We start from the raw sequence: 11,972 nt of genomic DNA, 5'->3' as shown, positions 1-11,972 counted from the left end.
GATTAGCCGTTATCTAGTCGCTACAGTTGCAACCCATAAGGATCCGGAAAGGTATGTAAAACCAAGCAATTTTAAGATTTAAAAGCTTCCTTTCGTTTAAACAGTCTAATCGTCGGGGGGCAGGCCAAGTAGAACTTGGAAAGATGCTGGCTTGTTGTCTGATTGCTGTGGGAACGGTAGTGGGGGTGTCTGTTTGCCCAGGCCCCGGGCCATCTGCCTCTGTTGTGCACGCGTATGGGCACTGGTCGATTGACAGATCTTCCGCGTGGTGGGACAGAGGCTCGGATACATTCGGCGCAGGGGTGACGGATAATGACAGCGGCGAATACTTTACAGTGGCGTATCATTTGAACAAAGTAAGCCGTGACCGTTATAATATCATGGAGAGCAAGAATCAAGGCCCTTGGACGCAGATCGGTGTCATCGACTGGAGCTATATGTGTTCTGCGGATATTGGAGGAGCAGAGTCAGGCGGTCCGCTCTTTGCCCGCGTAGCGAATGTCTGTGCGCAGAAATATGGATATCAGAAAATGTTTTGAGGGAATTTTTTCAATGGTCATAAGGGATGGGAAGAGTTAGTTTCCCATACATTCTGATGGAGTGCCTTATATCTACGTTTATGCTTTTAGGGAACCACTGATTAATTCAGCACTCCGTCTTCACGCGTCTGCACTGTCCTCTCGTCGTCGACAAACCTCAGCGTAGCTTCGGCTACGCCTGCGGTTTGTCTCCTAGAGAGATACAGCGCATCTACGTAAATCCGGAGCACTTCATTTAATCAGCGGTTCCTTAGAAAAGGAGAAGATTAAAATGAAAAAACTGTTTAGGAATCTTGTAGTAGCATTTGCTTTGATTGCTTCTATTATTGGTGTATCTGTTGCACCGACAGCAGAAGCAGGTCATGTTGTCACTGATGATGACAGATTTGGCATTTACATTAATGACAGCTCTATTTATTATGATAGAGTAGGTCATGCTAATGCTCAAATCAAGTATGGAAGACTTGGTTATGAAGGTAGCTTTGATCCGATTCTTGTAAGTGTGGCATGGGGAAAAGGATATTATGCTTGTAGAATTGATAGTTATGGAAATGAAATCGGTTCTATTCCCAATGTTGTACAGTTGGCTCTTGCCAATTACTTCTCTGAGAGATATCAGTAATATTTAATATTTCTATTTGAAGTATTTATCCCACGTGCTGCGCTTATGGCTTGCGCTCCAGGTGAGGCAGAAAAAGACGTGAAAGCGGATGATGGCTTTCACGTCTTTTAGTAGAATCGGGTATGCAGCTATTTTCTGCAGTGAAGGCTATGGAAGCCGCTCGCTTTGTGCAGGCGGTTCATGATGGCGAGGCCGAGGCCGCGCTCTGTGGTGCCCTCGGCGAGGAGGGCGGTGGCCGGTGTGTCGTCGAGGGAGATGAGCGCTTCGTAGATGCGGGCGGCGATGGCGGGGAGGTCGCCGCGCGGTCCGTAGTCTTTGCGGAGGTTTTCCGGGATGAGATCCGCGAGGGCGGCGCAGGTCTCGTGGCTCGCGAGGATGCCGACGGTTTCGCCTTGCTGCTGGAGGATGCGGACCTGGCGGCGGAACGCGGCGTCCATGTGGACCCCCGCGCCCTCGATGAGGGTGAGCGGCGCTTTGGGGGCGTAGTGGCGGTATTTCATGCCGGGGGCCTTGGGGACAGTGTGTGCGCCGACGAGTGCGGGGTCGAGGCGGACGCCGCCGAGGAGTTCCTCGAGCATTTCGCGCGTGATGGCGCCGGGGCGCAGGATAGTCGCGGGCGTCTCGGTGCAGTCGATGATGGTGGATTCGACGCCGAAGCGGCAGGGGCCGCCGTCGAGGATGAGGGGGATGCGCCCCTGCATGTCGCGCAGGACGGAGGCGGCGGTCGTGGGGCTCGGACGGCCGGAGATGTTGGCGGAAGGAGCGGCGATGGGGACGCCGGCCGCGCGGATCATGGCGCGGGCGATGGCGTTTTCCGGCATGCGGATGCCGACGGTCGCGAGGCCGCCGGTGATGCGGTCGGGAACGATGGCTTTCCGCCGCAGGATGAGGGTGATGGGGCCGGGGCAGAAGGCCGCGAGGAGTTTTTCCGCACAGGGCGGGACGTCGGCGGCGATGGTGTCAATCATCGCGCGGTCTGCGACGTGGAGAATCAGGGGGTTGTCCGAGGGGCGTCCCTTCGCTTCGTAGATGCGCGCGCAGGCAGCGGCGTCGAGGCCGTTCGCGCCGAGGCCGTAGACGGTCTCGGTCGGGAACGCGACGAGGCCGCCGCGGCGCAGGATGTCGCCGGCGTGGGCGATGGTGGCTTGTGCCGCGGCCGGGTTGGAGACTTGGATCAGTTCGGTTTGCATAAATGGCTTCTTTCTGAAAATAGAGGTTGGAAATGGGGATGGTTCGAGGCGGGAGGTTCGAGGCAGAGCGGGCAGCGGGTACAGGGCGACTCACTCCGCGCGGAAACTCTCGGCTGTAAGAAGCTTTGATGGCAGGTCGTACGCCCTGCGTACAGCCGAATAAGTTCCGCGCTGCGTTCGCTGCCCTGCACCCGCCGCCCTGGGCGGAATGCGAGATGGGATAGTCCGTGGCGGAATCGGGATTTGAGGTGTAGACACTGCGTGCTTCCGAATAGGTTCCGCGCTGCGTTCGCTGTCCTGCACCCGCCGCCCTGAGCGGACAGTTGCGGCAAGGATGGCGGTGGCGGTACTCGCGGTTGTTTGTTCGCGGCACGCTTTTATTTCCAGGCGATGACGACGCGCTCGATGCCTGCGTAGTCCTTGAGGATCTCCGTGCGGGAGAAGGCGGGGGCGGCGAGGGCGGCGACGGGAGCGGCTTGATGGATGCCGACTTCGACGGCGAGGAAGCCGCCGTCCTTGAGGTGGGCGGGCGCGTCTGCCGTGAGGCGGCGGTAGAAGTCGAGGCCGTCCTTGCCGCCGGCGAGCGCGGTGCGCGGCTCTTTGAGCCGGACTTCGGGCGCGAGGGCGGCGATGTCGCCGTCCGGGATGTAGGGCGGGTTGGAGAGGATGGCGTCGTAGCATTGGCCCGCGAGCGGCGCGAGCAGGTCGCCGGTGTGGAAGGTGACGCGGTCCGCGACTTCGAGCGCGGCGGCGTTTTCCTCAGCGACGGCGCGCGCGGCCGGGCTGATGTCGACGGTGTCGGCCTGCGCCTTGGGCAGGAAATGGAGGATGGAAAGACAGATGGCACCGGAGCCTGTGCCGATGTCGGCGAAGCGGGGCGTTTCGCCGCGCGCACGCAGGCGCTCGACGGCGGCCTGCACGAGGATTTCCGTGTCGGGACGCGGCACGAGGGTGTCCGCCGTGACCTTGAAGGTGAGCCCCATGAATTCCTTTTCCCCGATGATGTAGGCGACGGGGACGCGCTGGACGCGCTGTTTGATGGCCTCGCGGTAGCGCGCGAGCTCCGCTGGCTCGAGTGGCTCGTCGAAGTGGACGTAGAGGTAGATGCGTTCGCGTCCGAGGATGTGGCTGAGGAGGACTTCAGCGTCAAGGCGCGGCGACTCGATGTTCTTTTGCTTGAAATATTGTTCGGTCCATTTGAGGATGCGGCCGATGGTCCAGAGTTCCTGCATGTCAGTCCACCTGCTTCAGCCGCTGTGCCTGATCCGCGGTGATGAGCGCAGCGAGAATCTCATCGAGGTCGCCGCCGAGCACGGCGTCGATGCGGTGGACGGTGAGGCCGATGCGGTGGTCGGTCACGCGTCCCTGCGGAAAGTTGTAGGTGCGGATGCGCTCGCTGCGGTCGCCGGAGCCGACCTGGCTGCGGCGGTCGCTGTTCGTTGCGTCTTCCTGCTCGCGCTGGGCTTTGTCCTTGAGGCGGGCGCGCAGGACTTTCATGGCTTTTTCCTTGTTCTTGAGCTGGGATTTCTCGTCCTGGCACTGCACGACGATGCCCGTCGGCAGGTGCGTGATGCGGATGGCGGTCTCCGTGCGGTTGACGTACTGGCCGCCCGCGCCGGAGGCGCAGTAGGTGTCGATGCGCAGGTCCTTGGGATCGATGGCGACGTCGACTTCCTCGGCCTCGGGCAGTACGGCGACGGTCGCCGCCGAGGTGTGGATGCGGCCGCCGGACTCGGTGACGGGCACGCGCTGCACGCGGTGCGCGCCGCTCTCGTACTTGAGGCGGCTGTAAGCGCCGTGGCCGTTGATGAGGAAGGTGATCTCCTTGAAGCCGCCGATTTCCGTCGCGTTCGCTGAGAGGATCTCGACGCGCCAGCCCTGGCGCTCGGCGTAGCGGCTGTACATGCGGAAGAGGTCGCCCGCGAAGAGCGCTGCCTCGTCGCCGCCGACGCCGCCGCGGATCTCCATGATGACGTTTTTCTCGTCGTTCGGATCTTTCGGGAGCAGGAGGATCGGGAGTTCCTTTTCGAGTGCGGCGTTTCGTTCCTTGAGCTCCGCGAGCTCGTCCTCGATGAGGTGGCGCAGCTCGTCGTCGGGCTGGTCGGAGAGGAGCGATTTGTCGTCCTCGATTTCCTGCGTGACCTCGCGGTATTCGCGGATCTTGGCGACGATGGGGAGCAGTGCGGCGTGTTCCTTGTTATAGTGCTGCCAACGATCGATGTCGGCGATGACGGACGGGTCGGCGATGAGGGATTCGAGTTCCTTGTATTTCGTTTCGATAGCTTCCAGTTTTTCTAGCAACGATGCCATCCTTTCTAAAGAAAGTACGGGGGAGCGTAGTGTCTCTTGCGGTCAGCGCCGCGGGGCGGCAGGCTACGATTCAAGCGCGGGCACATGGTCTGCGGCGGGCGGCTCTGCAGAGGTGTCGGCCTTCGCCGCTTCCTCGAGGTAGCTGCCGCTGCCGGGGAGGATCTCCTCCGCGGGCAGCACGGCCTTGAGCGACTCGATGGCGACCTCGACCATGTCGTCCTGCGGCGGGCGCGTCGTGAGGTACTGGAGCCAGAGGCCGGGCTTTATGAGCTTCAGCGCGACGGGGTTCGTCGTGCGCCCCGCGAAGCGGATGAGCTCGTAGGAGATGCCGGCGACGACGGGCAGCAGCAGGATGCGGCTCACGATGCGCTCGATGAGGCCCGGCCAGCCGAGGAATGCGTAGACGAAGATGGAGACGAGCATGACGATGAGCAGGAAGTTCGTGCCGCAGCGCGGGTGCAGGCGGCTGAATTTTTGCACGTTCGCGACGGTGAGCGGCAGGCCCGCCTCGTAACAGTGGATGGTCTTGTGCTCGGCGCCGTGGTACTGGAACACGCGGCGGATGTCCTTCATGCGCGAGATGCCGCCGATGTAGGCGAGGAAGATCGCGAGACGCAGGAAGCCCTCCATGAGGTTGAGGAATACGGGATCGTCCGTGATGAAATGGAAGAACTTCGCCGCACCCGTCGGGATGGCGATGAAGAGGATGCTCGCGAGCACGAGCGCGAAGATGATCGTGCCCGCCATCTCCTTGTCCGTGAGCTGCTCGTCCTCGTCGCCCGCCATCTTCGCCGAGTAGGAGAGGGAGCGCAGGCCGAGCACGAGGGACTCGACGAGCGAGACGGTGCCGCGGAGCATCGGTTTTTTGAGAATCGGATAGCGGTCGGCAATCGAGCTGACGGGATGCGTCTCGACCTGGATGCGGCCGTTTGGATCGCGCACCGCTGTCGCGACGTCCTTCGGCCCGCGCATCATCACGCCCTCGATGACGGCCTGTCCGCCCACACTGAGTTTTGCCATAGGAAAGCTCCTTCCTGATAAGATTTTATTTGCCTCTACTCTATCATAAAACAGGGGAAAAGACTAGCGGCGCGGCGTGTTTTAGCGCCGCGCCGGGAATGAGGCGCGCGGGCGTCTCTCGGCGCGGCCCGTGCGCAGCGCTCTCGCTGGCGGTTTCCTGTCGCACACAAAAAGGGCCGCGCGGACGTGTAGCCCGCGCGGCCCTGAAGCGGCGACGCTTATTTCTTGCCGTAGCGCTTGTTGAACTTCTCGATGCGGCCGCCCGCTGCGACGTCGCGCTGACGCCCCGTGAAGAACGGATGGCACTTGGAGCAGACATCGACGCGGAGCTCCGGCTTCGTGGAGCCCGTCTTGAACGTGTTGCCACAGCCGCAGGTGACCGTAGCCTCGTAGTACTTCGGATGGATACCCTGTTTCACTCTTTACACCTCGCTTTTCCCCAAAGACTGGGAATTGATACAAGCAAGCTATGCGCAAGCTTGGTTTAGACCTAGCTTCCCGTTTTGGGGAATAGCCGGTCGCAACGACCTTGGAACCAGACGCCCAGCGTCCAGTACTGAAGTATTATAGCACAGAGAAAAGTTCTGTGCAAGCAGGCTTGAAAAAATCCCTCTGATGGGCAATAATAGAGGGAAAGCTCTTTTTTGAGAAAGGAACACGTATGCCAGAGAAAAAAGGAATTCAGCATCAGTGCAGCTTCTGCAAGCGCGTCATTGATGTGCATGACCAGTACGATATGCCGATTTTCGATCCGAACACGGGCTTTGCCATCTGCAAGAACTGCGTGCGGGAGATCAACCGTTTTCTCGACGAGCACGATGCCGCGGCGGCGAAGTCGGAGAAAAAGGCGTTCGCCGACCAGCTCGATGAGATGCTCGAGAAGAACAAGCCGCATATCATCAAGCAGTATCTCGATGAGTATATCATCAACCAGGATCACGCGAAGAAGGTGCTCTCCGTCGCGGTCTATAACCACTACAAGCGCATGAAGTACGGCTATCAGAACGACGACGGCACGGAGATCGAGAAGTCGAACGTCATCATGCTCGGCCCGTCGGGCTGCGGCAAGACGGCGCTGCTCTCGCATCTCTCGAAGCTCCTCGACATCCCGTTCGCGGTGACGGACGCCTCGAGCCTCACGGAGGCGGGGTTCGTCGGCGCGGATGTCGAGGTCGCTGTGCGCAATCTCTACTACGCGGCGGACAAGGATATCGAGAAAGCGGAGCACGGCATCATTTACCTCGATGAGTTCGACAAGATCGCGCGCAAGTCGGGTGCGAACAACTCCATCACAGCGGATCCCGGCCATGAGGGCGTGCAGCAGGCGCTGCTCAAGATGCTCGAGGGCAGCGTCGTCGAGTTCACGGCGCGCGGCCAGCGCAAGCACCCAGAGGCGCCGACCATCAAGGTCGACACGAGAAATGTGCTCTTCATCGTTGGCGGCGCGTTCGTCGGCATCGAGAAGATCATCGCGAAGCGCCTGCAAAAGGCGAGCTCCATCGGCTTTGGCGCCGAGGTGCAGGGCAAGGACGAGCAGCCGAAGTTCGACGAGCTCATCCATCAGGTGCGTCCGGAGGATCTCATGGAGTACGGCATCATCCCTGAGATCATCGGTCGCCTGCCCGTCATCTGCACGCTCGAGACGCTCGACGAGGACGCGCTGCTGCGCATCCTGACCGAGCCGAAGAACGCGCCCGTGAAGCAGTATGAGAAGCTGCTCGCGATGGACGGCGTCAAGCTCGTATTCGAGGAGGACGCGCTGCGCGCCGTCGCGCAGAAGGCCATCGAGCGCAAGACGGGCGCACGCAGCCTCAAGGGCATCATCGAGGACGTCATGCTCGACATCATGTACGAGATCCCGAAGTCCGACGCGAAGCGCAAGGTCACGATCACGAAGGAGTGCATCACGGCGCACGAGAAACCGCGCGTGGAGGAGATCGCCTGAGCCACGCATCTCCATATATTTTACATCTTCAAGGCATAGGATAGGAGCTAGGACATGCAGGTATCGGTACTCGCGAGCGGCAGCAAGGGCAACGCGGTCTTCGTCGCGATGGACGGCGTGCGTCTGCTCATCGACGCGGGCATCAGCGCGACGCGCATCAAAAAGGCGCTCGCCGCCGAGGGCGTCGATGCGGCCGACCTCGACGCTGTGCTCATCACGCACGAGCACAGCGATCACATCGCGGGGCTGCGCACGCTCACGAAATGGTACCAGCTGCCCATCTACTCGCGGCGGGCAACGCTCGCGCAGCTGCCGCCTGAGATTCCGGAAGAGCTGCGCCGCGAGGCGGCGGGCGCGTTCCGGATCGCGGGCGTGCAGATCATGCCGTTTTCCATCCCGCACGATGCCGCCGACCCTGTCGGCTACCGCATTACGGGAACGCGGCAGGTGACGACCTGCACGGATCTCGGCTTTGTCACGAGTAGCGTGCAGGCGGCGCTCGACGGCGCGGACGTCCTCGTGCTCGAGGCGAACCACGACCCCGCCGTGCTCAAGGAGGGGCGCTATCCGTGGCCGCTCAAGCGCCGCATCCTCGGCACGCGCGGCCATCTCGCGAATGCGGATGCCGCCTGGGCCATCGCGCGGCTGCAGAAGCCGCCGCAGCAGGTATTCCTCGCGCACCTTTCGGCGGAGAACAACCGTCCAGAGCTCGCGCGAGAGACCGTCGCGACCATCCTCGCGCGGCAGGGCATCGACGTGCCGCTCGCCGTCGCATCGCAGGAACAGCCCGTGCGGCTGCATTGAGCCCCGCGCTCCAGCGCGGGGAGGCGCTCGTAGATCAGCGTCCGGCGCGGGATGGCCGCAGGCCTGCATGACATACGATATGGAGGGGAAAGTCATGAAATCGTTATTCCAGCATAAGAAACACGCGGCGCTCGCGGGCGCCGTCATGCTCGCGCTCGCGGCCGTCTCATTCTCCGGCTGCTCGGCGGGCAATGCAACCTCGTCATCGAGCGCGAGCTCCGGCATCATGGCAGCGGCGCCCGCCTCATCCGCGCAGACCGAAGGCATCTCCGATGCGCGCAACACCCCGGCTGTGCGCGCCGCAAAGGCCATCGGCCCGACGGTCGTCGGCATCACGAACAAGGCTGTCGCGCGTGACTGGTTCAACAATCCCGTGGAAACGGAGGGCGTCGGCTCCGGCGTGATCTTCCGCAAGGACGGCTACATTGTCACGAACAACCATGTCATCGATGGCGCGAAGGAGCTCATCGTCTCGCTCGCGGACGGGCGCTCGCTCAAGGGCAAGGTCGTCGGTGCTGACGCGCTCACTGACCTCGCCGTCGTGAAGGTCAACGCGAATGACCTCCCTGAGGCCGTCTTCGGCGACTCGGACAAGATCGTCGTCGGTGAACCGGCCATCGCCATCGGCAACCCGATGGGCCTCGAGTTCCAGGGAAGCGTGACCTCAGGCGTCATCAGCGCGCTCAACCGCACGCTCGACATCTCCGACCGCCGCGTGAAGCTCCTGCAGACGGATGCCGCCATCAGCCCGGGCAACTCGGGCGGCGCGCTCGTCAACGCGGATGGACAGGTCATCGGCATCAACAGCGCGAAGGTCGCAGCCTCAGGCGTCGAGGGCATGGGCTTCGCCATCCCCATCAACACCGTGCGCACCGTCGTCGAGGAAATCATGGATAAGGGATACGTCGCGCGTCCGTACCTCGGCGTCTCCGTCTTCGATCCGAACACGGCGGCCCGCTACGGCTACCAGCTCAACATCGACAAGGGCGTATTCATCTTCAAGGTCACGCTCAACGGCCCCTGCGGCAAGGCTGGCCTGCAGCGCGGCGACATCATCCTCAAGGTCGATGGCAAGGAGGTCAACACCGTCTCGGATCTGCGCGCCGCTGTCGGCGAGCACAAGATCGGCGAGACTGTGAAGATCACCTATGACCGCAACGGTAGCGAGGACACGGCGGACGTCACGCTCGAGGAAATGCCGCAGGATAACAACTGATGCGCATCACCGTCGTCTGCGCGGGAAAGCTCAAGGAGAAATACCTCTCGCAGGGCATCGCGGAGTTCCAGAAACGCCTCACGCCCTTCTGTAGCTTCGAGATCCGCGAGATTCACGAGGAGAAAATGCCGGCTGAGCCTTCGGCGGCGGAGAAGAAACAAGTCCTCACGCGGGAGGGCGAGCGCCTGCTCCGCCAGGTGCCGCAGGGGAGCTATCTTATCGTGCTCGACGTCTTTGGCCGCGAACTGAGCTCTGAGGAGCTCTCGGCACGTCTCGACGCACTCGCGCTGCAGGGGAAGAGCAGCATCGCCTTTCTCATCGGCGGTGCGTTTGGCCTCTCAGAGGAGGTGCGCGCCGCTGCCGACTATCGTCTCTCCTTTTCGCGGCTCACCTTCACGCACCAGATGGTGCGGCTGCTCCTCGTCGAGCAGATCTACCGCGCGTTCAAGATCAGCCGCGGCGAAAAATATCATTGGTAAGCACTAGGCAGCTGCCGCCTGCAGACATTCTGCGGGCGGCAGTTTTTTTACCACAGTAATGTATCTTGGTACAGATCATGAAATATTTCTAAGCAGGGAAAGAGATGACAGGACGAGAATAAAGCAAAGATAAGGAAAGATAAGGCTCGTACAAGATCGTGTGTTTGCATTGCGATACATGGGAATGATTCGGACGGCGCAGGAGGTCGTGAAAATGAAGAAAAAATATGCAAGTGGCGTGATGCTCTCGGCGGCTTTGCTCATGATGCCCGTGACGGGATTTGCCTCGCAGGAGGGGATGTTTGAATTCCTCCCCGCTGCTGCGATCGAGGCGATACAGCAGGCAAATGAGGATGGCGCACAGAAGGAAGCGGACAAAAAAGCGCAGTCGGCAGAGGAAAAGCAGCAATCGAAGGGCAAGGCAGACGCTGCGGCGGAGAAGATTTTGCAGAAGGCTGCGCAAGCGGAGGAGAGTGCCGCGGCAGCTCTGAAAGAAGCGCAGCAGACGGCAGCATCCATCGAGTATAAGGATCTCGTCGGTGCGTGGCAGCTCACGCGGCTCGGGGACCAGGACGTGTCGTTCCTCTATGTCGACGGTACGCTTCTATTTGAGCCGAAGGAGAGTGTCGACCTGCGCCAGTTCCTCAAGAATCGCGATCGCACGGACTCCTTTACCGCGAAAGCCGCGGTCAAGCGGGACAGCGCCGGCGTTCTGACCTTTACGCCCGCGGCGGAAACCGTCACGGTACGCAGCTACGAGGATCGTCCTGTCGCAAAAAGTGACCTCGAGGATCAGCTCTGGCCGTGGCTTTCGCGCTACGATGACGCCGATGCCGCGGGAAACAATGAGACGCATGCGCGTACCATCCAGCGCAGTTACCAGGTGACGAAGCTCGTTGGCGACACGCTGACCGTCGTCGAGACTTACAGCGACAGCGACGGCTGCGATAAACGCGAGCTCGCGCTGACGTACACGCGCGGATTGCACCAGGTGACGGATGAAGAGCGCGCCGCTGAGCAGCGCCTCCAGGACGAGATCGCGGCAAGCCAGATCGCGCGGCACACGAAGCGCAGCGCCGCGGAAATCGAAGCCATCAAGGAACGCGTTGACGGCAAGGCAAAGAAGAACGCAAAAGCGGAGGCAAAGCAGCGCAAGCAGGAAGCAGCAAAGGCGAAACGCGCGGCAGAGGAAGCCGCGCGCCAGCAAGCGGCGGCAGAAGCCAGAGCGCAGGAGTATGCCGCTATTCCCAAGCTGCGGATCGAAGACTGAGGGCAAGAGTTACCTATACCTGTAAGGGCGATGCACCGATGTCAACGAAGTGGACGTTGGTGCATGTGGCTTCGTGAGTAGAAGGGTATGGTTTGCAAAGCAGGAGAGGATTCCCTATCTGTAATGGATAGGGAATTTTTTATAAAAAATGCGAAATAAGTGTTGACAACGTAGCCACAACCGTGTAATATATTACAAGTCGGCGGCGGACAGCCACGAGCGCAGGAGCTGCCGGCAGCCGAATCCCAGACGGCGCTGAGAGCTTGCGAAAATAAATTCAAAAAGTTCTTGACAAGCTGAAACGGATGAGGTAATATATAGAAGCTGATTCACGAAAGGCGCACCGCGCCGGAGGGAATCGCGGGTGTTCTTTGAAAACTAAACAATGCAGAACATCATGCAACCATGATGTAAAGCCAGATGTCGAGATGCGAGAGCATCTAACATCGATTACTATGAACATATAGCAATCGGCAATTTCTTTGCTGATATAGCAATATATCGGTCCAAAAGAGAAATGAGAGCCAATCGGCTTTCCATATTTCATGGAGAGTTTGATCCTGGCTCAGGACGAACG

The 11,972-nt window shown here is 60.5% G+C and carries 11 protein-coding genes; 6 read left to right on the top strand and 5 right to left on the bottom strand.

Annotated elements, in window-relative coordinates:
- Positions 1-810 precede the first annotated feature (810 nt).
- Complete coding sequence (locus tag F599_RS15660) at positions 811-1,161, top strand: hypothetical protein (RefSeq protein ID WP_156022036.1); 351 nt, start codon at positions 811-813, stop codon at positions 1,159-1,161.
- A gap of 128 nt (positions 1,162-1,289) precedes the next feature.
- On the opposite strand, the gene F599_RS0112355 is transcribed toward F599_RS15660, so the two are convergent.
- The 5 genes from F599_RS0112355 to rpmE form a co-directional block, all read right to left on the bottom strand.
- Positions 1,290-2,351, bottom strand: a complete 1,062-nt coding sequence (locus F599_RS0112355; RefSeq protein WP_019543820.1) for an L-threonylcarbamoyladenylate synthase — start codon at positions 2,349-2,351, stop codon at positions 1,290-1,292.
- 377 nt (positions 2,352-2,728) lie between these two features.
- Entirely contained in the window at positions 2,729-3,583 is an 855-nt protein-coding gene (gene prmC, locus F599_RS0112350; protein ID WP_019543819.1) for a peptide chain release factor N(5)-glutamine methyltransferase, read from the bottom strand.
- Between the two features lies 1 nt (position 3,584).
- Entirely contained in the window at positions 3,585-4,652 is a 1,068-nt protein-coding gene (prfA, locus tag F599_RS0112345) for a peptide chain release factor 1 (protein WP_019543818.1), read from the bottom strand.
- Between the two features lie 72 nt (positions 4,653-4,724).
- A complete protein-coding gene (locus F599_RS14430; RefSeq protein WP_019543817.1) occupies positions 4,725-5,681 on the bottom strand; it encodes a DUF1385 domain-containing protein in 957 nt (318 codons plus the stop codon).
- Positions 5,682-5,899: 218 nt separating this feature from the next.
- Positions 5,900-6,100 (bottom strand): 50S ribosomal protein L31, encoded by a 201-nt coding sequence (rpmE, locus tag F599_RS0112335; protein ID WP_019543816.1) that lies wholly within the window; start codon positions 6,098-6,100, stop codon positions 5,900-5,902.
- A gap of 242 nt (positions 6,101-6,342) precedes the next feature.
- On the opposite strand from rpmE, the gene clpX reads away from it, so the two are divergent.
- The 5 genes from clpX to F599_RS14425 all read left to right on the top strand — a co-directional run bounded on the left by clpX (position 6,343) and on the right by F599_RS14425 (position 11,395).
- Positions 6,343-7,626, top strand: coding sequence for an ATP-dependent Clp protease ATP-binding subunit ClpX (gene clpX, locus F599_RS0112330; RefSeq protein ID WP_019543815.1), 1,284 nt, complete (start codon positions 6,343-6,345; stop codon positions 7,624-7,626).
- A 54-nt stretch (positions 7,627-7,680) separates the two neighbouring features.
- Complete coding sequence (locus F599_RS0112325) at positions 7,681-8,430, top strand: MBL fold metallo-hydrolase (RefSeq protein ID WP_019543814.1); 750 nt, start codon at positions 7,681-7,683, stop codon at positions 8,428-8,430.
- A gap of 94 nt (positions 8,431-8,524) precedes the next feature.
- Positions 8,525-9,646, top strand: a complete 1,122-nt coding sequence (locus F599_RS0112315) for a S1C family serine protease (RefSeq protein WP_019543813.1) — start codon at positions 8,525-8,527, stop codon at positions 9,644-9,646.
- Positions 9,646-10,125: a 23S rRNA (pseudouridine(1915)-N(3))-methyltransferase RlmH gene (gene rlmH / locus F599_RS0112310; protein ID WP_019543812.1), complete on the top strand. Its 480-nt coding sequence runs from the start codon at positions 9,646-9,648 to the stop codon at positions 10,123-10,125. Before F599_RS0112315 ends, rlmH begins: the two co-directional genes overlap by 1 nt.
- Before the next feature lie 214 nt (positions 10,126-10,339).
- A complete protein-coding gene (locus F599_RS14425) occupies positions 10,340-11,395 on the top strand; it encodes a hypothetical protein (RefSeq protein ID WP_019543811.1) in 1,056 nt (351 codons plus the stop codon).
- Positions 11,396-11,972: the final 577 nt, after the last annotated feature.

Source organism: Selenomonas bovis DSM 23594 (assembly GCF_000381005.1).
Classification (GTDB): Bacteria; Bacillota; Negativicutes; order Selenomonadales; family Selenomonadaceae; genus Selenomonas_C; species Selenomonas_C bovis.
Note: the sequence above shows the minus strand (reverse complement) of the source record. Positions and strands in the feature narration are given on the sequence as shown.